The organism is Streptomyces violascens (assembly GCF_014649955.1).
GTDB lineage: Bacteria > Actinomycetota > Actinomycetes > Streptomycetales > Streptomycetaceae > Streptomyces > Streptomyces violascens.
The window spans coordinates 235,770-262,296 of sequence record NZ_BMUA01000010.1; the positions used below are offsets into that span (position 1 = coordinate 235,770).

20 protein-coding genes are annotated in these 26,527 nt (G+C 72.8%); 16 read left to right on the forward strand and 4 right to left on the reverse strand.

Annotated features, from left to right (window positions below; genetic code table 11):
• Positions 1-28: 28 nt before the first annotated feature.
• Together malQ and IE206_RS21625 are read right to left on the reverse strand one after the other, a co-directional pair.
• On the reverse strand, positions 29-2,104 hold the full coding sequence (gene malQ / locus IE206_RS21620; protein ID WP_189964462.1) for a 4-alpha-glucanotransferase: 2,076 nt from the start codon (positions 2,102-2,104) through the stop codon (positions 29-31).
• Between the two features lie 4 nt (positions 2,105-2,108).
• Positions 2,109-2,252: a hypothetical protein gene (locus IE206_RS21625; RefSeq protein ID WP_189964525.1), complete on the reverse strand. Its 144-nt coding sequence runs from the start codon at positions 2,250-2,252 to the stop codon at positions 2,109-2,111.
• 199 nt (positions 2,253-2,451) lie between these two features.
• Between IE206_RS21625 and IE206_RS21630 the strand changes: the two genes are divergently transcribed.
• Positions 2,452-5,361: a glycoside hydrolase family 84 protein gene (locus IE206_RS21630; protein ID WP_189964464.1), complete on the forward strand. Its 2,910-nt coding sequence runs from the start codon at positions 2,452-2,454 to the stop codon at positions 5,359-5,361.
• 57 nt (positions 5,362-5,418) lie between these two features.
• Here IE206_RS21630 and IE206_RS21635 read toward each other — a convergent pair whose 3' ends face one another.
• The gene (locus IE206_RS21635) at positions 5,419-5,955 is read right to left on the reverse strand and encodes an HNH endonuclease (protein WP_053727372.1); all 537 of its coding nucleotides are present in this window, start codon (positions 5,953-5,955) and stop codon (positions 5,419-5,421) included.
• Positions 5,956-6,205: 250 nt separating this feature from the next.
• On the opposite strand from IE206_RS21635, the gene IE206_RS21640 reads away from it, so the two are divergent.
• From IE206_RS21640 to IE206_RS21705, 14 genes are all read left to right on the forward strand, one after another.
• Positions 6,206-7,273, forward strand: coding sequence for a mechanosensitive ion channel family protein (locus IE206_RS21640; RefSeq protein ID WP_189964466.1), 1,068 nt, complete (start codon positions 6,206-6,208; stop codon positions 7,271-7,273).
• Positions 7,274-7,476: 203 nt separating this feature from the next.
• Entirely contained in the window at positions 7,477-8,679 is a 1,203-nt protein-coding gene (locus tag IE206_RS21645; protein WP_189964468.1) for an ROK family transcriptional regulator, read from the forward strand.
• Between the two features lie 47 nt (positions 8,680-8,726).
• On the forward strand, positions 8,727-10,064 hold the full coding sequence (locus tag IE206_RS21650) for an ABC transporter substrate-binding protein (protein WP_189964470.1): 1,338 nt from the start codon (positions 8,727-8,729) through the stop codon (positions 10,062-10,064).
• A gap of 7 nt (positions 10,065-10,071) precedes the next feature.
• Entirely contained in the window at positions 10,072-11,016 is a 945-nt protein-coding gene (locus IE206_RS21655) for a carbohydrate ABC transporter permease (RefSeq protein ID WP_189964472.1), read from the forward strand.
• A gap of 1 nt (position 11,017) precedes the next feature.
• Positions 11,018-11,905, forward strand: a complete 888-nt coding sequence (locus IE206_RS21660; RefSeq protein ID WP_189964474.1) for a carbohydrate ABC transporter permease — start codon at positions 11,018-11,020, stop codon at positions 11,903-11,905.
• Positions 11,906-11,913: 8 nt separating this feature from the next.
• Positions 11,914-13,233 (forward strand): 6-phospho-beta-glucosidase, encoded by a 1,320-nt coding sequence (locus IE206_RS21665; RefSeq protein WP_189964476.1) that lies wholly within the window; start codon positions 11,914-11,916, stop codon positions 13,231-13,233.
• Positions 13,230-14,207, forward strand: coding sequence for an N-acetylglucosamine kinase (locus IE206_RS21670; RefSeq protein WP_189964478.1), 978 nt, complete (start codon positions 13,230-13,232; stop codon positions 14,205-14,207). Before IE206_RS21665 ends, IE206_RS21670 begins: the two co-directional genes overlap by 4 nt.
• 195 nt (positions 14,208-14,402) lie before the next feature.
• Entirely contained in the window at positions 14,403-15,782 is a 1,380-nt protein-coding gene (locus IE206_RS21675; RefSeq protein WP_373300956.1) for a GlnX family signal transduction membrane protein, read from the forward strand.
• A 188-nt stretch (positions 15,783-15,970) separates the two neighbouring features.
• Positions 15,971-16,906, forward strand: a complete 936-nt coding sequence (locus tag IE206_RS21680; RefSeq protein WP_226600168.1) for a glutamate ABC transporter substrate-binding protein — start codon at positions 15,971-15,973, stop codon at positions 16,904-16,906.
• 95 nt (positions 16,907-17,001) lie between these two features.
• The gene (locus tag IE206_RS21685; RefSeq protein ID WP_189964480.1) at positions 17,002-18,282 is read left to right on the forward strand and encodes a coiled-coil domain-containing protein; all 1,281 of its coding nucleotides are present in this window, start codon (positions 17,002-17,004) and stop codon (positions 18,280-18,282) included.
• Positions 18,283-18,332: 50 nt separating this feature from the next.
• Positions 18,333-20,882, forward strand: coding sequence for a serine/threonine-protein kinase (locus tag IE206_RS21690; RefSeq protein WP_189964521.1), 2,550 nt, complete (start codon positions 18,333-18,335; stop codon positions 20,880-20,882).
• Between the two features lie 2 nt (positions 20,883-20,884).
• The gene (locus IE206_RS21695) at positions 20,885-22,141 is read left to right on the forward strand and encodes a PP2C family protein-serine/threonine phosphatase (protein WP_373300957.1); all 1,257 of its coding nucleotides are present in this window, start codon (positions 20,885-20,887) and stop codon (positions 22,139-22,141) included.
• Between the two features lie 84 nt (positions 22,142-22,225).
• A complete protein-coding gene (locus IE206_RS21700; RefSeq protein ID WP_189964484.1) occupies positions 22,226-23,581 on the forward strand; it encodes a vWA domain-containing protein in 1,356 nt (451 codons plus the stop codon).
• A 90-nt stretch (positions 23,582-23,671) separates the two neighbouring features.
• Positions 23,672-24,910, forward strand: a complete 1,239-nt coding sequence (locus IE206_RS21705) for an FHA domain-containing protein (protein ID WP_189964486.1) — start codon at positions 23,672-23,674, stop codon at positions 24,908-24,910.
• Here the strand turns inward: IE206_RS21705 and IE206_RS21710 are convergent.
• Positions 24,891-25,865, reverse strand: coding sequence for a methyltransferase domain-containing protein (locus IE206_RS21710; RefSeq protein WP_189964487.1), 975 nt, complete (start codon positions 25,863-25,865; stop codon positions 24,891-24,893). The genes IE206_RS21705 and IE206_RS21710 overlap by 20 nt on opposite strands.
• A gap of 168 nt (positions 25,866-26,033) precedes the next feature.
• Between IE206_RS21710 and IE206_RS21715 the strand changes: the two genes are divergently transcribed.
• Positions 26,034-26,438, forward strand: coding sequence for a globin (locus tag IE206_RS21715; protein WP_308433941.1), 405 nt, complete (start codon positions 26,034-26,036; stop codon positions 26,436-26,438).
• Positions 26,439-26,527 lie beyond the last annotated feature (89 nt).

Here is a 26,527-nt window from a genome sequence, read left to right on the forward strand (position 1 = left end):
TCCAGCACCGTACGCAGGAAACCCCACCTCAGGGGACGCTCCCAGCACTTGCCGTCCAGGGCCCCGCCTCCCCGGCAGCCCCGCCTCGGCCTCCGCCCGCCGCACCCCCTCTCCCCCCGAACACCCGCATCAGCCGCCGCACCCGGGGCGAAGCCACGATGGCCTCCAGGGCGAGGGGCTGGGCGTCCGGGCCCGCCACCGGGAGGCGCCAGTTGGGGTACTCGTCCCACGTGCCCGGCAGGTTCTGCGGTCTGCGGTCGCCCACCGCGTCCGGCAGCCACACGCCCACCATCCGGGCCGGGGTGCGCAGCAGGAAGGCGTAGACCGCGCGGATCTCCGCCTCCTCGTCGCCGGGGGCGTCCGGGAGCAGGCCCAGGCGTTCGAGGTAGCCGAGCCACTCGGACACCTCCGCGCGGGCCGCGTGCTGCTCCTGGGCGAGCGGGGTCGCAAGGAGGCCGAGGCGGTGGCGGAGCTGGACGTGTTCGCCGGTGAGGCGGGCCGCCGTGGACGGCAGGTCGTGGGTGGTGGCGGTGGCCACGCAGGCCGATCGCCAGGACTCGGGGGCCAGCGGCCGCCCCGTACCCGCCCAGTCCCGCTCGAACCAGAGCACCGACGTGCCCAGCACGCCCCGCTCGGCCAGAGCCTCGCGTACGCCCGGCTCGACCGTGCCCAGGTCCTCCCCTATGACGACCGCGCCCGCGCGGTGCGCCTCCAGGGCGAGGACGGCGAGCATCGCCTCCGCGTCGTAGTGGACGTACGTGCCGTCCGTCGGCGGGTGCCCCTCCGGCACCCACCACAACCGGAACAGGCCCATGACGTGGTCGATGCGCAGGGCGCCCGCGTGGCGCAGGAGGCCCTGGAGCAGGCCGCGGTACGGGGCGTAACCACTGGCCGCGAGGACGTCGGGGCGCCAGGGCGGCAGGCCCCAGTCCTGGCCGCGCGCGTTGAAGGCGTCCGGGGGCGCGCCGATGGACATGCCGGGCGCGTACGCGTCCTGCTGGGCCCAGGCGTCGGCGCCCTCGGGGTGCGCGCCGACCGCGAGGTCGTGGACGAGTCCGACCGGCATGCCCGCCTCGCGGGCGGCACGCTGGGCCGCGGCGAGCTGGGTGTCGGTCAGCCAGGCGAGCCAGGTGTGGAAGTCGACCCGGTCGATGAGCTCGCGGCGAGCGCGGGCGGTCGCGGCGGATCTCGGGTCGCGCAGCCCCTCGGGCCAGCGCCGCCAGTGCGGCCCGTACCGCTCGGCGAGCGCGCACCAGGTGGCGTGGTCCTCCAGGGCCTGGCCCTGCTCGGCGAGGAAGTCGCAGTACGCGGCCCGGCGCCCCGGCCCGAGCGGCACCCGGTACAGGATGTCCAGGGCTTCGCGCTTCAGCTCCCACACGGCGTCCCGGTCGATCAACTCCCCCTTCACGAGCACCCGTTGACGCAGGGCGGCCGCGCGGGCGGTCAGCTCGTCGAGTCCGGCGCGCCCGGTGGCGTACGCGTACTCGGGGATGTCCTCGATGCGCAGGTGTACGGGGTCGGGGAAGCGGCGCGAGGAGGGGCGGTAGGGGGACGGGTCGGTCGGGGCGCCGGGCACGGCCGCGTGCAACGGGTTGACCTGCACGAATCCGGAGCCGAACGTGCGGCCCGACCAGCTCGCGAGCTCCGCGAGGTCGCCGAGGTCGCCCATGCCCCAGGAGCGGCTGGAGAGCAGCGAGTAGAGCTGGACGAGGAAGCCGTGGGTCCGGGACGGGGGCTGCGGCACGCCCTCCGGCGCGACGATCAGTGTCGCGGACGCGGTACGGCCGTCCCCGTGGCGTACGTCCACCCGGTGGACGCCCAGCGGGAGTTGACCGACCGGGGTGCCGACGACCGTCAGCTCGTCGGACAGGCCCGGCACCGGTCCGTCACCCCAGCGCACCAGCGTCGGGGGCAGCAGGCGGTCCGCCTCGGCGCCTTCGGCGGCGGCCAGGGCCCGGCACAGTGCGTCCGGGGTCGACGCGTCCACGCCGAGTGCGGCGAGGACGGCGACCACCGTGGCGTCCGGCACGTCGACGGTGACGCCCGCCGACGGGGAGTACGACGTGGCCACGCCGTGCCGGGCGGCGAGCCGGGCCAGGGTCATGGCCTCAGAATCCCGCGGCCGCGGCCACCGGCGTGGGCTCGCTGGTCAGCGGGGCGGTCTCGGACATCGGGGGTTCGCTGATCAGGGGCTCGGCGTCGGCCATGGGCGGCTCGCTGGTCAGCGGCTGCTCGGGGGCGGTGGCGACCACGGGGGCCTCCGGATTCGATGGGGGGCAGGGACAAGTGGTGCCCTACCCCGTGGACGGTCCGCCAGACGTATCGCCGCTCACAAGCTCGTACCGCGCGCATCGCACCAGGCATATCAGACAGAACGGCCACTCGCATTGACACCCTCGGCAGACGGGTGGTGGGCTCGTGGCTCACGCAGTGCCAGGTGAGGAGTGGCCCGTGCAGCTCGGTCGCGGCAAGAGGGCGACGACGCTTGCGATCGCCGTGATCGGCGGCCTGATCGCTGCCGCGCCCGGCGCCCTCGCCGCCCCGCCCGGGCCCGCTCTCACCGCTTCCGATCCGGCCCTGGACGCGGGCCCGCTGCCCGAGGTGTGGCCCCGGCCACAGTCCCTGAAGCCCGCCGGGTCGCCGGTCGGTCTCGGCGGCGAGGCGGTTCTCCTCGCGGACCCGGGTACCGATCCGTACGCCGTGCAGGCCGTGGCGGATCTCCTGAAGGCGGCCGGGGTGCGCACCCTGCACCGTCAACTGCCGGGCGGCGGGCCGGTGTTCAGGGTCGGCGGGCCCGGCGCCGATGACGCGCTGCGGGCGCTGCGGGTGCCCGCGCGGGGCGATCTGCCGGCCGGCGGCTACCGGATCGGGGTCGGCCGGGTCGCCGGGCGGGACACGGTGGCGCTCGACGGGGTGGGCGGGGACGGCCTCTTCCACGCCGCGCAGACGCTGCGCCAGCTGATCGGCAGGGACAGGCACGGGGACCGGCGCGTCCCGGGTCTCGCGGTGCGCGACTGGCCGGGTACGGCCGTGCGCGGCACCGCCGAGGGCTTCTACGGCCAGTCCTGGAGCCTCGAACAGCGCCTGGACCAGCTGGATTTCATGGGCCGCACCAAGCAGAACCGTTACCTGTACGCGCCGGGCGACGACCCGTACCGCCAGGCCCGGTGGCGCGAGGCGTACCCCGCCGAGCAACGCGACGCCTTCCGGGCGCTCGCGGACCGGGCGGCCCGCAACCATGTGACGCTGGCGTGGGCGGTGGCACCCGGCCAGGAGCTGTGTCTGTCATCGGACGCCGATGCCGCACGGCTGAACCGCAAGTTCGACGCGATGTGGGCGCTCGGGGTGCGGGCGTTCCAGCTGCAGTTCCAGGACGTCTCGTACAGCGAGTGGCACTGCGGCGCGGACGCGGAAACGTTCGGCTCGGGCCCCGAGGCCGCGGCCAGGGCGCACGCCCGGGTCGCGAACGCCGTCGCCGCGCATCTGGCCGCGGCCCACCCCGGGTCCGAGCCGTTGTCGCTGATGCCGACCGAGTACTACCAGGACGGTGCGACGCGCTACCGCGGCGCCCTCGCGGCCTCGCTCGCTCCGGGCGTGCAGGTCGCCTGGACCGGGGTCGGGGTCGTGCCTCGCACCATCAGCGGCTCCCAACTCGCGGACGCCCGCGCCGCGTTGGGCCACCGGCTCGTCACGATGGACAACTACCCGGTCAACGACTACGCGCCGGGCCGGATCTTCCTCGGCCCGTACACCGGCCGCGAGCCGGGTGTCGCGGCGGGCTCGGCGGCGCTGCTCGCCAACGCGATGGAGCAGCCCACCGCGTCCCGCATCCCGCTGTTCACGGCCGCCGACTTCGCGTGGAACCCGCAGGGCTACCAGCCTCAGGAGTCCTGGCGAGCCGCCGTCGACGACCTGGCGGGCGGCGATCTCGAGGTCCGCGAGGCGCTCACGGCCCTTGCGGGCAACGACTCCTCGTCGGTGCTCGGGGGCCCCGAGTCGGCGTATCTGCGCCCGCTCATGGACGCGTTCTGGAGTGCGCGCACGGGCCCGGACGCGGCGGCGCGCGATCGTGCGGCCAAGGCGCTGCGCGGCGCGTTCACGGCGCTGCGGCAGGCCCCGCAGCGCCTCGCGCATGCCGAGGTGGGCGGTGAACTGGGGCCCTGGATCGACCAGTTGGCGCGCTACGGGCAGGCCGGTGAGCTGGCCGTCGATCTGCTCCAGGCCCAGTCGGCGGGCGACGGCGCGGCGGCCTGGCGGGCCTCGCTGGCCCTGGCGCCGGTGCGCGAGGCGGCCGCTCAGGCCCCGGTCACCGTCGGCAAGGGCGTGCTCGGCGCGTTCCTGGACCGGGCGGTGCGGGAGGCCGACGCGTGGACGGGCGCGGACCATCCGGCGGCGAACGTCACCCGGGCGCCGGACGCCTACACGGTCGGGCTCGGCGGCGGCCGTCCGGTCCAGGCGCTGACCGTGATGACGAAGCCGGGCACCACGGGCGAGGTCCAGGCGCACATCCCGGGCGACGAGTGGCGCACCCTGGGCCCCCTCGACGCCTCCGGGTGGACGCAGATCGCGGCGAACGGCGTACGGGCCGACGCGGTGCGGGTGGCCGGCGGCTCGTCCGGGGTGGACCGCCTGGTGCCCTGGTACGCGGACCGCCCGCGGGCCCACCTGGCCCTGGACCACGCCTCGACGGACGCCGAGATCGGCGGGGCCGCGCGGCGCGTCACGGCCTCGGTGGCGGCGATGGGGCCCGAGGACGTGCGGGGCACGCTGACCGCGAAGCCGCCGCGGGGCATCACGGTGCGCCTCCCCCGGGACACGGCGGTGGCCCGCGGCACGAGCGCCGGCGTCCCGGTCGAGGTGAGCGTCGCGAAGGGCACGCCCGCGGGCGAGTACCAGGTGCCGCTGTCCTTCGCGGGCCAGGAGACCACCCTGACCGTGCGGGCCTGTCCGCGCACCGGCGGCCCCGACCTGATCGCGGGCTCGAAGGCGACCTCGTCCGGGGACGCGGACCCGTCCTTCCCGGCCCGCGCGGCGGCCGACGGCGACCCGGCGACCCGCTGGGCCTCGCTCCCCGACGACTCCGCCTGGTGGCAGGCCGAGCTCGCCGCTCCCGCCCGGGTCGGCCTGGTGGTGCTCCAGTGGCAGGGCGCCGGTGCCGCGCGGTACGAGGTGCAGGTGTCGTCGGACGGGCGTAGCTGGCGTACGGCAGCGGCCGTAGACGCCGGTAAGGGCGGGCGTGAAGCGGTCCACCTGGACGCGAAGGACGCCCGCTTCATCCGGATCCAGGGGATGCGGCGGGCGTCGTCGTCCGGCTACGCGTTGTGGTCGGCCGAGGCGTATGCCGTGACGGAGACTCCGTAGCCCGTCGAGAGGCTCCGTAGGCCGTTGATACGACAGGGCCCGGATCGCGTCGGGCTCTCAGGCTGAGATGCCGTCGATCCGGGCCAGGGCGTCGTCCGCGCCGAAGGGTTGGAGGTAGGGCAGCCAGCGCGGGTCGCGGTGCCCCGTGCCGATGATCCGCCAGGCGAGGCCGGTGGGCGGGGCCGGCTGGTGGCGAAGGCGCCAGCCGAGCTCCATGAGGTGGCGGTCCGCCTTGACGTGGTTGCAGCGCCGGCATGCGGCGACCACGTTCTCCCAGGCGTGCTGGCCGCCGCGGCTGCGCGGGATGACGTGGTCGACGCTGGTTGCGACGCCACCGCAGTACATACAGCGGCCGCCGTCCCGGGCGAACAGGGCACGGCGGGTCAGCGGAACGGGCCCCCGGTAGGGGACCCGTACGAATCTCTTGAGCCGGACGACGCTGGGCGCCGCGACGGCACGGGTCGCGCTATGCATGAAGGCGCCGGACTCCTCGAGGCTGACGGCCTTGTTTTCGAGGACGAGGACGAGCGCGCGGCGGAGCGGTACGACGCCGAGGGGCTCGTACGACGCATTGAGGACCAGGACGTGCGGCACGGGTGCCTCCTATTACGCCGGCGGCGCGTGGCTCGCGCCGGGACGATCTGCTCTCCAGTCTCTCCTCATGGCTGGTCGAAGCGCCACCACGTCCAGGTAACGGGCTCGAAGTGTTTTCGACCACACCCCCTACTTTCCCAGGCGCGGCGCCCTTCTCCCTCGAACACGTCAACGGAGCACAGCTCTTGCCCCGTTAGTGTGGTGGGTCTGCCGCCGCCTTCGCGGCACCGCAACGCTGGAGGTTCCTGCCGTGAACTGGTCCGCCGTCCTGGCCGACGGATCGCCGCCGCCCACACCCGCGACGCTCCAAGACGCCCAGAAGTCGGCCACCGAGGCCGCGGGCTGGGTGGAGCAGAACTGGTCGACGTGGCTGTACGTCGGATTCCGCATCCTCCTGATCATCGTCATCGCCTCGGTCCTGAGAGTCCTGGTCCGGCGCGCGCTGACCAAGCTCATAGAGCGAATGAACCGCAGCGCCCAGGCGGTGGAGGGCACCGCGCTCGGCGGCCTGCTCGTCAACGCCGAGCGGCGCCGTCAGCGCTCGGAGGCCATCGGCTCGGTGCTGCGCTCGGTGGCGTCGTTCCTGATCATGGGCACGGCCGCCCTGATGGTGCTCGGCGTCCTGAACATCGACCTGGCCCCGCTGCTCGCATCGGCAGGTGTGGCGGGCGTCGCGATCGGTTTCGGCGCCCGCAACCTGGTCACGGACTTCCTGTCCGGCGTGTTCATGATCCTGGAGGACCAGTACGGCGTCGGCGACTCCATCGACGCGGGCGTGGCCTCCGGCGAGGTGATCGAGGTCGGCCTGCGCGTGACGAAGCTGCGCGGTGCGGACGGCGAGATCTGGTACGTCCGCAACGGCGAGATCAAGCGCATCGGCAACCTGTCCCAGGGCTGGGCGACGGCCGGGGTCGACGTCCGGGTCCGCGCGAGCGAGGACCTGGAGCGGCTGCGTACGGTGATCAACGAGGCGACCGAGTCCATGGCGAAGGAAGAGCCGTGGAACGAGCGCCTGTGGGGCCCGGTGGAGATCCTCGGCCTCGACGAGGTGCTCCTGGACTCGATGGTGGTCCGCATATCGGCGAAGACCATGCCGGGCAAGGCGCTGAGCGTGGAGCGGGAGCTGCGCTGGCGGATCAAGGTGGCCCTGGACGCGGCGGGCATCCGCATCGTGGGCGGCCTCCCGCTCGCGGAGGAGCCGGCGGCATCGGACCCCTCGGCCGCAGTGTCCGCCCCCTCGGCCCTGGCCAACCCGACGTCCCCGCAGTCCCTGGCGACTACGCCGATCCCCAACCCGAACCCGAATCTGTCCAAGTAAGCGCGCGACCCCCGAGGGGCGCCCCGCCGGAAACCGTTCCGCGGGGCGCCCCTCGGGCGTCGCGCAGGTAACGCTTTGGCAGCCGCCAGTGCCCGGGCCATTGACGTGCCGCTGACGCACCCCCTACGTTTCCCCCATCGAATAGGAAACTTTCCTAACAGTGGTGTGGGGAAGCAGGCGCCCGAAGGGCAGGGGGATCTCTCGTGGCCGGTACTACCCCAGGGACCCCGCGCGTACTCCGTGCCATGAACGACCGGGCCGCCCTCGACCTGCTTCTGGAGCACGGCCCGCTCTCGCGGACCCGCATCGGCAAGCTCACCGGGCTCTCCAAGCCGACCGCCTCGCAGCTGCTCGCCCGGCTCGAAGCGGCGGGGCTGGTCGTCGCCACCGGGACGACCGCGGGGCGGCCGGGGCCCAACGCGCAGCTGTACTCCGTCAACGCGACTTCCGCCTACGTGGCCGGACTTGACGTCACCCCGGAACGGATCCGCGCCGCCGTCGCCGACGTGGCGGGCAGCGTCGTCGGGGAGTTCGAGGTCGCAACGCCCGGGCGGCGCGCCGAGTCCGTGGTGCGGCAGGTGACCGACGCCCTGGACGGCGCGGTCAAGGCCGCCGGGCTCGCACGGGCCGATGTGCACCGCGTCGTCATCGGCACCCCGGGCGCCTTCGACCCCGGCACCGGGCGGCTGCGCTACGCCTCCCACCTGCCGGGCTGGCACTCCCCCACGCTGCTCGACGAGCTGGCCGCGGCCCTGCCGATGCCCGTCGAGTACGAGAACGACGTCAATCTCGCCGCCATCGCCGAGCAGCGCCTGGGCGCGGCCCGCGGCCACGACGACTTCGTACTGCTGTGGAACGAGGGCGGGCTCGGTGCCGCGCTCGTCATCGGCGGGCGGCTGCACCGCGGGTTCACCGGCGGCGCGGGCGAGGTCGGCTTCCTTCCGGTGCCGGGCGCTCCCCTCGTACGCCATGTCACCAAGGCGAACTCGGGCGGCTTCCAGGAGCTGGCCGGCGGGCAGGCGCTGGCCCGGCTCGCCCACCGATTCGGCGTCTGCGACATCCCCGGCGGGACGCACAACGAGGTGGCCACTGCCCTGATCACGCGGGGCGCTCAGGCCGAGCAGGGTCCCGAGCGCGAGCTTCTCCGCGCCTTCGCCACCGGGCTCGCGACCGGGCTCGCCTCCATGGTCGCCGTGCTCGACCCCGAGCTCGTCGTGCTGTCCGGCGCACTGATCGCCGCCGGGGGCGAGCCGCTGCGCGAGCTCGTCCAGAGCGAACTCGGCGAGCTGGCCGCCTCCCGGCCCCGGCTCGTCATCGGGGAGGTCGACCAACTCCCGGTATTGCGTGGCGCGTTGGAGGCCGCTCTCGTCGCCACGCGCGACGAGGTCTTCGACACCACACGCTGAACCGCCCTTCCCCCTCACCCCCTCAGCCCTCTTCGGGAGATACCGCCATGCCCAGAATCCGCCGGACGCCGGCCGTCGCCCTGGCCGCGACCGCCTCCATAGCCCTGCTCGCCTCCGCCTGTACGGGGCAGAGCAACACCAGCGCGAGCGACGACGCGTCCAAGGACACGACGATCACCTTCTGGCACGGCTGGAGCGCCCCCAACGAGGTCAAGGCCATCCAGGCCGACGTGGACGCCTTCCAGAAGGCGCACCCCAACATCCACGTGAAGGTCGTCGGCGACATCAACGACGACAAGATCAACCAGGCGCTGCGCGCGGGCGGCTCCAGCGCCCCGGACGTGGTCTCGTCGTTCACCACGAACAACGTCGGCAAGTTCTGCTCGTCCAACGCGTTCGTCGACCTCGCCCCGTTCCTGAAGAAGGACGGCATCGACCCGGCGAAGACGTTCCCCAAGACCATGAACGAGTACACCCAGTTCCAGGGCAAGCGCTGCTCGCTGCCGCTGCTCGGCGACTCCTACGCGCTCTACTACAACAAGGACGCCTTCAAGGCGGCCGGGATCACCGACCCGCCGAAGACCTGGTCGCAGTTCGCGGCGGACGCCAAGGCGCTGACCAAGGCCAAGGGCGACTCGTACGAGCAGCTCGGCTTCATGCCGAACTACCACGCCTACGAGACGACGACCGAGCACTATCTCGCGCAGTGGTCGCCGACGTACTTCGACGCGAGCGGCAAGTCGAACATCGCCAAGGACCCGGCCTTCGAGAAGGGCCTCGCCTTCCAGAAGCAGCTCGTCGACGACCTGGGCGGCTTCGCCAAGCTGGAGAAGTACCGCGCGTCCTTCGGCGAGGAGTACGGCGACACGAACCCGTTCAACACCGGGCAGCTCGCGATGTCGATGGACGGCGAGTGGCGGCTCGGCATGGCGATGGGCAGCAAGCCCAAGTTCGAGATCGGCGTCGCCCCGCTGCCCGTCCCCGACGACCAGGCGGGCACGTACGGCAAGGGCTATCTGACCGGCACCATCGCGGGCATCGCCGCGACCTCGAAGAAGCAGAACGCGGCCTGGGAACTGGTCAAGTTCATGACCACCGACACCGACGCGGTGGTCGACTTCGCCAACGCCATCCACAACGTGCCGTCCACCTTCGATGCCCTCAAGTCCCCCAAGCTCCAGGCCGACCCGCGCTTCAAGACGTTCCTGGACATCGCGCAGAACGCCAACTCCACCACCACCCCGGCCTCCGTCAACGGCGGCCAGTACCTGGTGTCGCTGCAGAACCTCGGCTACGACGTCGAGAGCGGCAAGCGGGGCGACATCAAGGCGGGGCTCGCCAGGACCGCCCAGGAGATCGACGCCGCGATCGCGCAGGCGAAGTAGCCCTGCCATGAGCACGACGTACACACTGCGCTCCAAGCACCGCCGCTCGACGCTGCGGACCCTGGCGTTCCTGTCGCCCTGGCTGATCGGGTTCAGCGTCTTCTTCGCCTACCCGCTGATCTCCACGGTCTACTTCTCCTTCACCCACTACGACGGCTTCGGCGCGGCCACCTTCGACGGCCTCAAGAACTGGTCGTACGTCTTCAACGACTATCCGCTGTTCTGGCCGGCGCTGCGCAACACCCTGTGGCTGGTGGTCGTGATGGTCGCCTGCCGGGTCGTGTTCGGTCTCGGCGTGGGCATGCTCATCACCAAGATCAAGACGGGCGTGGGCGTCTTCCGCACGCTGTTCTACCTGCCCTATCTCGCCCCGCCGGTGGCGGCCACCCTCGGCTTCGTCTTCCTGCTCAACCCCGGCACCGGACCGGTCAATTCGCTCCTGGGCGACCTGGGCATCCCGGCCCCGAACTGGTTCACCGACCCGTCCTGGTCCAAGCCCGCGCTCACCCTGCTCGCGGTGTGGGGCGTCGGCGACCTTATGGTCATCTTCATGGCCGCGCTCCTGGACGTACCCAAGGAGCAGTACGAGGCCGCCGAGCTGGACGGGGCCTCCGCCTGGCAGCGGTTCCGCTACGTCACCCTGCCGAACATCTCGCCCATCGTGATGTTCGCCGTGGTCACCGGAATCATCCAGGCGATGCAGAGCTACACCCAGCCGCTGGTGGCGGGCAAGGTCGCCTCCGGCCACATCGGCAACTCGGGCCAGCAGTTCGAGCCCGGCTACCCCGACAAGTCGACGCTGACGCTGCCCCAGCTCGTCTACAACCTGGGCTTCCAGCGCTTCGACTACGGCTCCGCGTGCGTGGTCGCCCTCGTCCTGTTCGCCCTCTCCATGGTCTTCACGGCGCTCCTCATGAAGCGCCGCGGCGGACTCGTCCAGGCAGGTGAGTGACATGACGTACGCCCTCGACGCAACCGGGGCCGAAGCCGCCACCCCGGCGGCCAGGGTGGCCCGACGCAAGGCCCTGCTCCAGTGGATCGCCGTGCACTCGATCGGGGTCGCGGCCGCGCTGTTCTTCGTGCTGCCCTTCGTCTTCCTGCTGCTGACCTCGCTCATGGACAACCAGCAGACGCTCACCCGGGACCTGGTCCCGCACCACTGGGCGTGGTCCAACTACCGCAAGGTGTGGGACACCCCGGGCTTTTTGACCTGGTGGAAGAACACCCTGCTCTACGCCGGACTCGGCACCGTGCTCAGCGTGGTGTCCTCGGTGCCGGTGGCCTACGCGCTCGCCAAGTTCCGCTTCCGGGGCCGCAATCTGTCGCTGATGCTGGTCATCTCGATGATGATGCTGCCGCCCCAGGTGATCATCATCCCGATGTATCTGTTCTGGGCGAAGCAGCTGGACCTGTCCGGCACGCTGTGGCCGCTGATCGTCCCGCTGGCGTTCGGCGACGCGTTCACCATCTTCCTGCTGCGCCAGTTCCTGATGACCATCCCGGGCGAGTACCTGGACGCCGCGAAGGTCGACGGGTGCGGGGAGCTGCGCACCCTGATCAAGGTGGTCCTTCCGATGGCCCGCCCCGGCATCGCCGCCGTCGCGCTCTTCCAGTTCTTCTACGCCTGGAACGACTACTTCGGACCGCAGATCTACGCGTCCGACACGCCGGGGTCCTGGACGCTGAGCTACGGCCTGGAGTCCTTCAAGGGCGCGCACCATACCGACTGGAACCTGACCATGGCCGCGACCGTACTGGTCATGGCCCCCGTGATCCTCGTCTTCTTCTTCGCACAGAAGGCTTTCGTCGAGGGCGTCACGCTGACCGGAGTGAAGGGCTGATCAATTCAATGAAGCTCGCAGTAGTGGGGGGCGGGTCCACCTACACCCCCGAACTCATCGACGGCTTCGCCCGGTTGCGGGACACCCTGCCGGTCAGTGAGCTCGTCCTGATCGACCCGGCCGCCGACCGCCTGGACCTGGTGGGCGGGCTCGCCCGGCGCATCTTCGCCAAGCAGGGCCACCCGGGCAGGATCGTCACCACCTCGGACCTGGACGCGGGCGTCGAGGGCGCGGACGCGGTGCTGCTCCAGCTGCGCGTCGGCGGGCAGGCGGCCCGCCAGCAGGACGAGACCTGGCCGCTCGAATGCGGCTGCGTCGGGCAGGAGACCACGGGCGCGGGCGGGCTCGCCAAGGCGCTGCGGACCGTGCCGGTCGTCCTCGACATCGCCGAGCGCGTCCGCCGCACGAACCCGGACGCCTGGATCATCGACTTCACCAACCCGGTGGGCATCGTGACCCGGGCGCTGCTCCAGGCCGGGCACAAGGCGGTCGGGCTGTGCAACGTGGCCATCGGCCTCCAGCGCAAGTTCGCCGCCCTGCTCCAGGTCACGCCCGCCGAGGTCCACCTGGACCACGTCGGCCTCAACCACCTGACCTGGGAGCTCGGGGTGCGGCTCGGCGGTCCCCAGGGCGACAACGTCCTGCCGAAGCTGCTCGCCGAGCACGGCGACACCATCGCCGACGATCTGCGCCTGCCGAGCCAGGTCCTCGACCGGCTCGGCGTCGTCCCCTCGTACTACCTGCGGTACTTCTACGCGCACGACGAGGTGGTGCGCGAGATGGGCACCAAGCCGTCGCGGGCCGCCGAAGTGGCCGCCATGGAGCGGGAGTTGCTCGCCATGTACGGCGACCCGGCGCTCGACGAGAAGCCCGAGCTGCTCGCCAAGCGCGGCGGCGCCTTCTACTCCGAGGCGGCCGTCGACCTCACGGCCTCCCTGCTGGGCGGAGAGAGGGGCGGGTCCAAAGGACCCTCGGGCAAGGGCGGTGGTGGGCGACGGGCGGGCGGAAGCCCGGTCCAGGTCGTCAACACCTACAACAACGGAACGCTGCCCTTCCTCGCGGACGACGCTGTCATCGAGGTGCCGGCCCGGGTGGACGGCAGGGGCGCGGTCCCGCTGCCGGTGCCCGAACTCGACCCGCTGTACGCCGGGTTGATCGCACACGTCACCGCGTACGAGGACCTCGCCCTGGAGGCCGCCCTGCGCGGCGGGCGCGACCGGGTGTTCCGGGCGCTGCTCGCGCACCCGCTGGTCGGGCAGTACGCATACGCCGACGGGCTCACCGACCGGCTGATCGAGCACAACCGGGAGCACCTCGCGTGGGCATGAGTGTGCTGGCGATCGACGCCGGCAACAGCAAGACCGATGTGGCACTGATCGGTGCGGACGGAACGGTGCTCGGCACCGCCAGGGGCGGCGGCTTCCGGCCGCCGTCGGTGGGCGTCGAGGTGGCTCTGCACATGCTGGCCACCACGGTGGAGGAGGCCTACCTCTCCGCGCACCGGGCCGAACCGCTGCGGGTCGAGCACGTCTCGGCGTGCCTGGCCAACGCCGATCTACCCGTCGAGGAAAGGGAGTTGGCGGCGGCCCTCAAGGCCCGCGGCTGGGGGGACTCCGTGCGGGTGCACAACGACACCTTCGCGATCCTGCGCGCCGGGCTGCCTCCCGGCGCCGAGCCGCGCGGGGTCGCGGTGGTGTGCGGCGCGGGCATCAACTGCGTCGGCATGACCCCGGACGGGCGCACCGCCCGCTTCCCCGCGATCGGGAAGATCTCCGGCGACTGGGGCGGGGGCGGCGGCCTCGCCGAAGAGGCGCTGTTCTTCGCGGCGCGCGCCGAGGACGGCCGCGGCGGCCCGACCGCGCTCGCATCCGCCCTGCCCGCCCACTTCGGGCTCTCCTCGATGTACGAGCTGATCGAGGCGCTGCACCTGGAGAAGATCCCGGCCGTGCGCCGGCACGAGCTGAGCCCGGTCCTGTTCGAGGTCGCGGCCGCCGGGGACCCGGTGGCGCGCTCCCTCGTCGAGCGCCAGGCAGAGGAGATCGTGGCCCTGGCGACGGTCGCCCTGGACCGGCTCGGCCTCCTGGAGGTGGAGACGCCGGTGCTGCTCGGCGGCAGCGTGCTCGCGGCCCGCCATCCCCAACTGGACGACACCGTAACGGAGTTGCTCGCGGCCCGGGCGCCCAAGGCGGTGCCCCGGGTGGTGACCACGTCGCCCGTGCTCGGCGCGGGACTTCTGGGCCTGGACCACATCTCCGCGCCCGAGGGGACCTACGCGCGGCTGCGCGCCCAGTACGTGCGGTAACGATCCGGGCGGGTCCCTGTGGAACCGAACGGATCGCCGACGCGTATACATGATGGGGACGTGGGGCAGGGGGCCAAGGGGGTGCCGGACACCCTCCAGGGGAGCGGTACGGCAGGTAACAAGATCCAGACAACCCTGGATGGTTGTCGGTCCCTGCGGCCATACTGCCTAGGCAGCGACCGAGGGGGAGGTCAGGTGGCGAATCCGCCGAACGTGCGCGAACCGGAGACGCGGGAGTCCGCGGCCCGGGTCGCGGCGCAGCGACCCGGCACGCACCGGAGCTGGGCCGAGACCCGGGAGCAGCTGCGCGCCGCCGCGACGACCGAGCCCGGCCGCCTGTGGATCATCGGTACGGTCGTGGCGCTGCTCCTCGTCGCCTTCGGCGGCGTGACCGCCTGGGAGATCTCGGACCGCTCGGCCGCGGCGAGCGACGTGGTCAACCGCAGCCAGCCGCTGAGCGCGGATGCCGCGTCCATCTACCGCTCCCTCGCCGACGCCGACACGGCCGCCGCGAGCGGCTTCCTCGCGGGCGGCCAGGAGCCCCTGGACGTACGCAAGCGGTACGACACGGACATCGCGACCGCCTCCCGCCTGCTGGTCAAGGCGGCCGCGAACACGACGGGTTCGGCCGAGTCGGCCCAGCAGATAGCCACCCTGAACGAGCAGCTCCCGCTCTACAACGGCCTCGTCGAGCAGGCGCGGGCCAACAATCGGCAGGGCTTCCCGGTCGGCGGCGCCTATCTGCGCTTCGCCAACCAGAAGATGAGCACCAGCCTGCTGCCCGCCGCACAGAAGCTGTACGAGGCCGAGACGGGCCGGCTCTACGACGACTACGACCAGGCGGACACCTGGCCGTACGCGGCGACCGCGCTCGGCCTGGTGGCGCTCGGCGGCCTCGTCTGGGTCCAGCGCCGCAACTACCTGCGCACGAACCGGGTGTTCAACCACGGCCTGCTGGCCGCGACGGCCGCCTCCACGGTGGTGCTGCTCTGGCTGGTGGTGGGGCACGCGGTGGCCTCCTCCGACCTGTCGACCTCGCGCACGCACGGCCAGGAGTCCCTGAAGGTCCTCAACGACGCCCGGATCAGCTCGCTCCAGGCCCGCGCCAACGAGAACCTGACGCTGGTGGCCCGGGGCGCGGTGCTCAACGACAAGGGCAAGGACCTGTACGAGGCGTCGTTCACCAAGGAGATGGCGTCGCTCTCCGACCAGCTGGGGGCGGCGGTGAAGCTCGCGGACGACAGCACGGGCAAGGCCCCCGTGACGAAGGCCAAGGACGACATGGCCGTCTGGCAGGAGCGCCACACCGCGGCCCGCAAGACGGACGACAGCGGTGACTACGACGGCGCGCTGACGCAGGTCCTCGGCGCGAAGGGCTCCACCGGCGAGTGCTTCGACCAGGTGGACCAGGCGCTGGACTCGGCGATCGCCCACGAGCAGCACGAGTTCACGACGGCCGCCTCCGACGGGCGCGGCGCCCTGACGGGCCTGCCGCTGGGCGCGGCCGTCCTCGCGGTGCTCGCCGCGGCGGGCGCCGGCGTCGGCATCAGCCGCCGGCTCGCGGAGTACAGGTGAGCGCCATGAACAGCGGCAACGGACGCACCACCGGCGGCGGGTCGGCGAGAGGGGTCGAGATGAGCGGCGCAAACGGCTCGGCGGATCCGGCACACCCGGCCGCCCCCGGCCTGCCCGGCCCTGCCCGGGCCGCCCGGCGCACGCGGCTCGGGGCCGGCCGGCTGCGCGGCTGGGGCGGCGTCGCCGGGATGGCCCTCGCGCTCGCGGTCGCCGCGGGCGCGCTGATCCCGTTGACCGGGCACGGCGGCGACGGCGCGGCGGCGAGCGTCGCGGGCCCCGGCCTCGCGCAGGGCGTCCAGGCCAAGGCCGACGACTGCAAGGACCCGGAGGCGAGCCTGGCCCCGTCGTCGGCGGACGGGCCGAACGTCGACGCCATCAAGCGGCGCGGCAAGCTGATCGCGGGCGTCGACCAGAACAGCTTCCGCTGGGGCTACCGCAATCCGACGACGCGCACCCTCGAAGGCTTCGACATCGACCTGGTGAAGGCGATCGCGAAGAACATCCTGGGCGACGAGAACGCGGTCATCTACCGCGCCATCCCGACCAGTCAGCGCATTCCCGCGCTCCAGAACGGCACGGTCGACGTCGTCGTCCGCACCATGACCGTCAACTGCACCCGCATCAAGCAGGCCTCGTTCTCCACCGCCTACTTCGAGGCGGGCCAGCAGGTGCTCGCTCCCAAGGCCTCCGCCATCACGGGCTTCGACGACTCGCTGAAGGGCAAGCGGGTCTGTGTGGCGGCCGGTTCCACCGCGTTCGACGCCCTCAAGGCGAACCCGCACGGCGCGGACTACCAGGACTTCACGGTCCCCAACCAGCTGGACTGCCTGGTGCGCCTCCAGCAGAACCTGGTGGACGCGGTCGTCACCGACAACGCGCTCGCCGCGGGCCAGGCCGCCCAGGACCCGGCGGTCCAGCTGAAGGGCAGCCCGTTCACCACCGAGTACTACGGCGCCGCCGTCAAGCTCGGCAACACCGACCTGGTGCAGCGGATCAACCAGGTACTGGTGGACTACCGGGGCGGCGGGGCCAACAGCCCGTGGATGACGGCGTACCGCAAGTGGCTCGCCGCCGACCTGCCCGGCATATCCGGGCCACCGGCACCCAAGTACCGGACAGGATGAGCGAGTTGACGGCGGCGTCGTACCACAGAGCGGAGAGGTGATCGATGGGCGCGGGACCCTCCCCCAGCTCCACCGGGGGACCCCCGGAGCAGGTCATGGACCGGGACGAGGTGGACCGTGCGCTGGCACGCCTCGGCGCCGAGCACGAGGCCGTCGAGACCTCGCTGCTCGCCCTCCAGGACCATGCCGGGCGCCGGCTGCTCGAAGGCGCCGGGCTCACCGGCGTCACCAAGGAGCGCTGGGCGTCCACCGAGCAGTCGATCTCCCTGCTCTGGGCGTACTTCGACGCGTACACGGCGGCTCTCGAATCCGCGCGTGAGCTGCGCGCGAGGCGGCGCTGGCTCGGCCGGGAGGATCTGGTGGAGCTGACCGAGCGGCTGCGCGGCGAGTCCGTGACGCTGTCGGGCGCGGCCCTGCACAACGCCCCGACGCTGGCCGGGGGCCCGGCGCGGCTCACCGAGCGGTTCACGCTCGGCGAGCTCGTGAACCGGATGAACGAGCTGTACGCGCACTCGCTCGACCTGGTCGTGGCCGCCGACGCGGTGTGGTCGGCGCTGCCCGCCCGGATAGACCTCCTGGCCGCCGAGCTGCACCGCACCCGGGGGCTCGCGCACTCGGTGGGCGTGCGGCCCGGCGAGCATCCCTCGGGCGACGACCTGGAGTCGATCACGGCCGAGCTGACCGACCTGCGTGCCCAGGTGATCTCCGATCCGCTGGCGTTCTGGGTGCCCGCGCCGGGCAGCTCCGCGCCGGGCGGCGGCCGCCCCGACACCGGGCGCTACGACCGGGCGGCCCGCGCCCTGGAGGACGTACGCCGCGAAATCGACGCGGTCCTGACGGTCCGGCAGGACGCCGAGCAGCGGCTGGTCCGGTTGCGCGACGTACTGTCGCGGGCCGATCGCACGCTGGCCGAGGCCCGGTCGGCGCGCGGCGAGGTCCTCGCGAAGATCGCGGCGAGCGAGGTGCCCGCCGTGAGCGGCCCGTCGATCGCGCTCCAGGAACAGCTGGCGACCGCCGCCGAGTACCGCAGGCACGCCCAGTGGCACCGGCTCTCGCCCCTGCTCGAATCGCTTGAGCAGAAGGCCGAGGACGAACTGCTGCGCGCCCGCGAGTCGTTGACGGCGGTCACCGCGCCTTTGGCGGTCCGCGCGGAGCTGCGCGGCCGCCTCGACGCGTACAAGGCGAAGGTCGCCCGGCACGGCATGGCCGAGGATCCGCTCCTGATCGAGCGGTACGACGCGGCCCGCCGGATGCTGTGGTCCGCGCCCTGCGATCTGCGCGTCGCCGAAGAGGCGGTGCTCCGTTATCAGCGGGCGGCGGCCGACGCACTGGTCCCGAGACATCCCGGGCCCGTTGACCAGAAGGGGGAATCGTGAGCGAGAACACCCAGTGCCAGCGCCCCGGTTGCGCGGGTTCGTACGAGGACATGGGCGGCGGCGAGCTGTACTGCGACACGTGCGGGCTCGCGCCCGTCGTCTCGCCGACGGGCATGGTGTCGTCGCCGCCGACGGGGATCACCGGCGGCGGGCACCGCTCGGCCTCGCAGTCCTCGCGCTCCTCCTCGCGCAGTTCGTCGCGCTCCTCGCGGTCCTCGACGTCGCGGCGCTCGGTCTCCGGACGGCTTTCCTCGCTGACCGGCGGCAGCACCTCGCGGTCGGTGTCGGTGCGCAGTTCGGGCAAGGCGGCGAGCTCGTCGGCGCGCAGCCGGCTCGGCGCGGGCTTGGTGTCGGTGCCGCAGGTGCCGCGCCCCGATCCGCGCTCGGCGGTGATGGAACACCCCGAGGTCCCCGAGCGGAAGCGATTCTGCTCGCGTTCGGACTGCGGGGCGCAGGTGGGCCGTTCGCGCGGTGAGCGCCCCGGGCGCACCGAGGGCTTCTGCACCAAGTGCGGCCACCCGTACTCCTTCGTGCCGAAGCTGCACACCGGCGACATCGTGCACGGCCAGTACGAGGTCATGGGCTGTCTGGCGCACGGCGGGCTCGGCTGGGTCTACCTCGCCGTGGACCGCGCGGTCTCCGACCGCTGGGTGGTCCTCAAGGGCCTGCTCGACACCGGCGACCAGGACGCGATGGCGGCGGCGATCTCCGAGCGTCGCTTCCTCGCCGAGATCGAGCACTCCAACATCGTGCGGATCTACAACTTCGTCGAGCACCTGGACCAGCGCACCGGCTCGCTCGACGGCTACATCGTCATGGAGTACGTCGGCGGCAAGTCGCTGAAGGAGATAGCCAACGAGCGGCGCACGACCGCCGGCAAGCGCGACCCGCTGCCCGTCGAGCAGGCCTGCGCGTACGGCATCGAGGCGCTGGAGGCGCTCGGCCATCTGCACAGCCGCAACCTGCTGTACTGCGACTTCAAGGTCGACAACGCGATCCAGACCGAGGACCAGCTGAAGCTGATCGACATGGGCGCGGTGCGCCGCATGGACGACGACGAGTCGGCGATCTACGGCACGGTCGGCTACCAGGCGCCCGAAGTCGCCGAGCTCGGCCCCTCGGTCGCCTCCGACCTGTACACGGTGGCGCGCACCCTGGCCGTGCTGACCTTCGACTTCCAGGGCTACACGAACGTCTACGTCGACAGCCTGCCGGACCCCGACAACATCGACGTGTTCCGCACGTACGAGTCGTTCTACCGGTTCCTGGTGCGGGCCACCGACCCGGACCCGGCGCGCCGGTTCGCCTCCGCGCAGGAGATGGCGGAGCAGCTGACGGGCGTCCTGCGCGAGGTCGTGGCGCTCCAGACGGGCCGCCCCCGGCCGTCGCTCTCCACCCTGTTCGGCGCCGAACTGCGCGTCACGGACACGAAGTTGTTCGCCGAGCACAACGGGGACGTCTCGCGCCTGGGGGCCCGCGTGGCCCCGGTGGGCAGACGCGCCCGCAAGGCGCTCGCGGCCGCCCCGGCACCGGCCCCGGCCGCTGTTCCGGCGGGCGCCCCGCCCCTCCCGGCCGTCGCGCCGAACAACCCGAACCTGCCGCATCCGGCCACCCAGGGCGCCATCCCGGTGCCGCGCGCCGAGGGCAGCACCGGCGGCGGGCACGCATCCCCGCTGCTCGCGCCGCTCGATCCGCGCGCCACCTCACTCGCGCTGCCCGTGCCGCACGTGGACCCGAGCGACCCCAATGCCGGGTTCCTCGCGGGCCTGATGGCGGCCGCGCCCGCCGAGCTGATCGCCGCCCTGCGCTCGGCCCCGGCCGACTCCATCGAGCGCCGGCTGCGCGAGCTGCGCGCCCGGCTCGACATGAACGAGCGGGTGTCCGCCGCCAAGGCCCTCGAATCCCTGGAGATGGACCACCCGGACGACTGGCGGGTGGTCTGGTACCGGGGCCTGGCCTCGCTCGCGGCGGGCGACAACGAGAACGCGGCGCTGTCCTTCGACGCGATCTACGACGCGTTCCCCGGCGAGCCCGCCCCCAAGCTCGCCCTCGGCGTGTGCGCGGAGGTGCTGGGCCAGCTCGACAACGCGGCCGAGTACTACCGCCTGGTGTGGACGACCGACCCGAGTTATGTGAGCGCGGCCTTCGGCCTGGCCCGGGTGCAGCTCGCGGCCGGGGACCGCACCAGCGCCGTACGGACCCTGGAGTCGGTGCCCGAGGCCTCCATCCACTACACGGCGGCGCGCGTCGCGGCGGTGCGGGCGCGGCTGCGCAGCCGGGCCCCCGAGGACCCTTTGATCGAGGACCTGTTGGCCGCCGCGGCCCAGGTCGAGGCGCTCGACGGGTTCGGCCTGGACGCGGTGCGACGTGAACAGCTGGCGACCGAGGTCCTGGGCACCGCCCTGGACTGGGTACTGTCGGGGAGCACCGGCGCCGGGCAGGCGAAGACCGCACTGCTCGGCAGCGAAGTCGACGAGCGGGGCCTGCGCTTCGGTCTGGAACGTTCGTACCGGGTGCTCGCCCGGCTCGCACAGCGTGGCGAGGAAAGGATCGACCTGGTGGAACGGGCCAACCGATTCCGCCCCCGGACCTGGGTGTGACGATGTCGCAGACGCATCAGCCGGCCGCCTGCCCCGGCTGCGAAGAGCCGCTGGAGACGGGAGACCTGTACTGCGGGGCCTGCGGGTACGACCTGTCGGCCGTGCCCGAGCCGCCGCTCGACCATCCGACCATCGAGATGGCGTCCCCGGTCGCCACCGCGTCGGATCCCCAACTCCCGTACGCGGTACGGACGGACGAGCCGGTGACGGCGGACGAGTACCCTCCCCCGGTCTCGGCTTCGCTCGACCGGGGGCACCCCCACCCCGCGCCCGACCCGCGCGCCGCCGAGCCCGATCCGGACACCCATGTCGCCCGGCCCCCGGCGCCCGGCGCCAAGGTGTGCGTGGCGTGCCGGGCCGGGCGGGTCGACGACGACGGGTACTGCGAGAACTGCGGGCACGCCCAGCCGCGCGAGCGCGACCACATGGAGCAGGAGCTCGGCTCGGTCTCGGCGGTGAGCGACCGCGGCCTTCGCCACCACCGCAACGAGGACTCCTTCGCGCTGTCCTCGACCGCGCTGCCCGACGGCTCGCCCGCCGTCGTGGCGATCGTCTGCGACGGGGTGTCGTCGGCGACCCGTCCCGACGAGGCGTCCGCCGCCGCGGCCGCCGCCGCCAACGAGGCGCTGCTCGCCGCCCTGCCCCAGGGCACCCACCCCCAGCAGGCCATGCACGACGCGATCCTGTCCGCCGCCGAGGCCGTCAACTCCCTTGCCGCCGAGCCCGGTCAGGCCCACCGGGACGAACCGCACCGCCATCAGAACGCGCCGGCCTGCACGCTGGTCGGGGCGGTCTCGGCGGGCGGCCTCCTCGTGGTGGGCTGGGTCGGCGACAGCCGCGCGTACTGGGTGCCGGACGACCGCGCGACCGCCCCGGCCCGGCTCACCGAGGACGACTCGTGGGCCGCGCAGATGGTCGCGGCCCGCCTGATGAGCGAGGCCGACGCCTACGCCGACGAGCGCGCCCACGCCATCACGGGGTGGCTGGGGGCCGACGCGTACGAACTGGACCCGCACACCGCCTCGTTCAAGCCGGACCGCTCCGGCGTGGTGGTGGTCTGCACGGACGGCCTGTGGAACTACGCGGAGGCCGCCGAGGAGATGGCCCGCGTCACCCCGGCGGACGCCGCCGAACGGCCGCTGCACAGCGCCCAGGTGCTCGTCGGGCACGCCCTGGACGGCGGGGGCCACGACAACGTAACAGTGGCCGTGCTGCCGTTCGCGGTGGAGCAGCAAGGGGCAGGATCCGCCTACAACTAGGCCTCCGTCCCTATTGCAGCCCTATTGCGTCACCTCTCTCACTTCTTTCACTTCTGGTCCATGGAGCCTCAAGGAGCCTTTCCGATGGCCAACTTCTCCAAGTCCAACGTGCCGCAGTTCTCCGTCGAGGTGTACCAGAACGAGTTCCTGCCGGAGGGCGGTCGCGAGGTCAACGCGATCGTCACGGTGGCCTCCACCGGCGGCGGCACCATCGGCGCGCCCTTCACGACGGCCACGACCGCGCCGTCCTACATACCCGGCCAGCCGCCCAGCGCGGCCGTGGTGATCATGGTGGACTGCTCGGGTTCGATGGACTACCCGCCGACCAAGATGCGCAACGCCCGGGACGCGACGGCCGCCGCCATCGACACCCTGCGCGACGGGGTCGCCTTCGCGGTCGTCGGCGGTACGCACATCGCGCGCGAGGTCTACCCGGGCAACGGCCGCCTGGCCACCGCCGACAGCCAGACCCGTACCCAGGCGAAAGAGGCGCTGCGCAAGCTGAGCGCGGGCGGCGGCACCGCGATCGGCACCTGGCTGCGGCTCACCGACCGGCTGCTCGGGGCGGCCGACGTGCCGATCCGGCACGGCATCCTGCTCACCGACGGGCGCAACGAGCACGAGTCGCCCGAGGACCTGCGCTCCGCCCTGACGGCCTGCGCCGGACGGTTCACCTGTGACGCCCGGGGCGTGGGGACCGACTGGGAGGTCAAGGAGGTCACCTCGATCGCCTCCGCGCTGCTCGGCACCGCGGACATCGTCGCGGATCCGGCCAATCTGGCGGCCGATTTCACGCAGATGATGGAGAACGCGATGGGCAAGGAGGTCGCGGACGTGGCTCTGCGCCTGTGGACCCCGGTCGGTGTGGAGATCAAGTTTGTCAAGCAAGTGGCCCCCACCGTCGAGGAGTTGACGGACCGCCGGACCGAGGCGGGCCCGCGCGCCGGGGACTATCCGACCGGCTCCTGGGGGGACGAGTCCCGCGACTACCACGTGTGCGTGCAGGTGCCCGAGGCCGGCGTGGGCCAGGAGATGCTCGCCGCCCGCGTCTCGCTGATCGTGCCCGACCGCGAGGGCGGGGCGCCGCAGGTCCTTTCGCAGGGCCTGGTGCGGGCGGTGTGGACCGATGACATGGCGGCCTCCACCTCCATCAACCCGCAGGTCGCGCACTACACGGGTCAGGCCGAACTGGCACAGGTCATCCAACAGGGTCTGGATGCCCGCAAGTCGGGCGATGCGGACGGCGCGACCGCCAAGCTCGGCCGGGCGGTGCAGCTGGCCGCCGCCTCGGGGAACGCCGATACGGCGAAACTGCTTGCGAAGGTGGTGGACGTCGTCGACGAGGCGACGGGTACTGTGCGACTGAAGGCGAAGGTCGCGGAAGCGGACGAGATGACCCTCGAAACGCGCTCCACCAAGACCGTTCGCGTCAAGAAGTAACAAGAAGCACCACGAAGTACAGCCCAGTACACAGAACCGCCGAAATACCGCGGCCCGCCGGGCCGGACGACGAGAGGGGGAAGCGACTCCATGCCGACCTGCCCGAACGGACACCAGTCGGGTTCCGACGACTGGTGCGAGATCTGCGGCCATCGCATGGGCGCCGTGCCGCCGCCTCCACCGCCTCCGCCCGCGTACGGCTACCCGGGCTCCGGGGATCCGAACGCCACCGCCCAGGCCGAGCTCTGCCCGCAGTGCCGCACCCCGCGCGAGGCCGGGGCGCCCTTCTGCGAGGAGTGCCGCTGGAACTTCCTCACGAACACGGCGACCTCGTACACGCCGCTGGCCCCGCAGCACCCGATGCCGAACCAGGGCCCCGGCCCCGCGAACGGCCCCGGCCCCGCTCCGGCCCAGGGTCCCGGCCCCGGCCTGAACCTGCCGCCCGCCTTCCAGCAGGGCCCGCCGCCCGCGCCGCGCGACCCGTACGAGTACCAGAGCTCGCGGCCCTCGCAGGTGAACCGGCCCGCCGAGCCGCTGGCCGCCGATCCTTCTCAGCGCTCCGCGCGGCAGCTGCCGCCGAACGCGTTCCAGCAGCAGCCGCCCCCGCCGCCGGGGCCCTTCAACCCCGGGCAGGGCGGGCCGCCCCCGCCGCCGCCCGCCTTCCAGCAGGCACCCCCGGCCGCGCCGCCGGTCCAGCGGCCTCAGGCCGACGACGACTGGATGCTGCCGCCGCCGTCCCAGCCCGTCCAGGACACGGGCCGTCGGCCCGCGCCCGACCGCGGCGACGACTGGCCACAGGCCACCGGGCAGGACCGGGCCGACGACTGGCCGCAGCCGACTCCCGAGCGGGGCGGCGACGACTGGCCGCAGGCCGCTCCGGAGAACAGTGACGACTGGCCGCAGGCCGTGCCGCCGCCCGCCCCGGCCGGCTGGGCCATCACGATCGGCCCGGACCGGGACTACTTCCTGGCGATGATGCAGCGCAGCGGCCCGGAGGCGTCCGGGCTCAACCTGCCCGCGTACTCCCCCGAGCAGCAGCGCCCGCTGTCCGGCAACCAGGTGACCATCGGCCGCCGCCGCCACTCCACCGGTGAAGCGCCCGACATCGATCTGTCGGTGCCGCCGGAGGACCCGGGCGTCTCGCACCAGCACGCGGTGCTCGTGCAGCAGCCGGACGGCACGTGGGCGGTCGTCGACCAGAACTCGACGAACGGCACCACGGTCAACGGCTCCAGCGAGCCCATCCAGCCCTACGTTCCGGTGCCGCTGCAGGACGGCGACCGGGTGCACGTGGGCGCCTGGACGACGATCACCGTGCGCCGGGGCTGACCGGCCGCTCCCGCAGGGGCCAGGTGTAGGGCCCCTGCGGATCGTCCAGCCACGCCCACTGGCTGCCGTCGTCCACGGTCACCCCGAACCGCTCGCGGCGGGGCCGCTGCTCGCGCTGCCACAGCGCGTGCGCCTCGTACGGGTCGAGGCTGCCCGCCGTCAGCTCCAGCAGGAAGCGGAAGAGCTCGTTCGACATGCTCGCGCGCGGCAGCCCGCCCGCGTACGGGACGGGCCGGTTCTGCGAGCCCGTACCGCGCAGCGGCACGAAATAGGCCGGCGTGTGCAGGAAGCGCCCCTCGGCATGGCCCGGGCCCGTCACGCGCAGCCGGATCAGGCCGGTGGCCAGCGGCGCCAGGATCAGCCCGCCCGTGCGGCACTGGGCGAGCCAGTCGTAGGGCACCGAGCCCACCGTGCAGGTCGCGATGATCTTGTCGAAGGGGGCTCGCGAGGGAGCGCCGCGCGCCCCGTCCCCGGTGATCACGGCGGGGTGGTACCCGGCCGCCGCCAGATGCGCCCGCGCGGACTCGGTGATCTCGGGGTCGAGGTCGACGGTGGTCACGTTCTCCTCGCCGAGCCGGTGGCACAGCAGCGCCGCGTTGTACCCGGTCCCGGCGCCGACCTCCAGGACCTCGTCCCCGTCCCGGATCTCCAGCGCCTCCAGCATGCCGGCCATCAGCGAGGGCTGGCTGGAGGAGGAGACGAGGTCGCCGTCGCGCATCCGGGTGGCCAGCGGGGCGTCCACGTACACCCCGGCCAGCCAGCGTTCGCGCTGCTCGGGGTCGGGGTCCTCGCCCCACAGCCGCACGTGGCCGCCGGGCGCGCCCTCGTAGTAGTACGGCACGAAGAGGTGGCGCGGCACGTCCTCGAAGGCGGCCCGCCAGGCCGGGTCGGCGAGCGCCCCGCCGGCCGCGATCTCGCGCACCAGGGCCCGCCTCAGTGCCAGGTCCGCGCTCATACGTCCACTGTGCTGCGCCGGAGCCCGGGAGGCGAGCGGTCCTACGTCTGGGGTCCTCGGCCACCGGGTCTGAGACCATGGAAGGGTGCTGCATTTCCCGGGGAACGGCCCCTGGACCCCGGGCCGCGTTCCGGGGCAGGCCCACATGACATTGCGAGGGTGTTCTACGTGACCGAGATTCCGCGCGGCACGCTGCCGGAGCAGACCTTCTACGAGCAGGTCGGCGGCGAGCAGACGTTCCGGCGCCTCGTGCACTTCTTCTACGAGGGCGTCCGCGAGGACCCGCTCCTTCGTCCGATGTACCCGGAGGAGGACCTGGGCCCGGCCGAGGAGCGCCTCGCCCTGTTCCTGATGCAGTACTGGGGCGGCCCGCGCACCTACAGCGACGGCCGGGGACACCCGCGCCTGCGGATGCGGCACGCGCCGTTCACGGTCGACCGGGCCGCACACGACGCCTGGCTGCGCCACATGCGCACGGCCGTCGACGAACTGGGCCTCTCCCCCGAGCACGAGCAGACCCTCTGGAACTACCTGACGTACGCGGCGGCGTCGATGGTGAACTCCGAGGGCTGAGCACATCCAAGCGGTCTCGGCGAAGCCGGGAGCCCCCCCCATTACCGTTTTCGTTGGCTCCGCAACGGAGCTTCCGGCCTCCGGGGCCG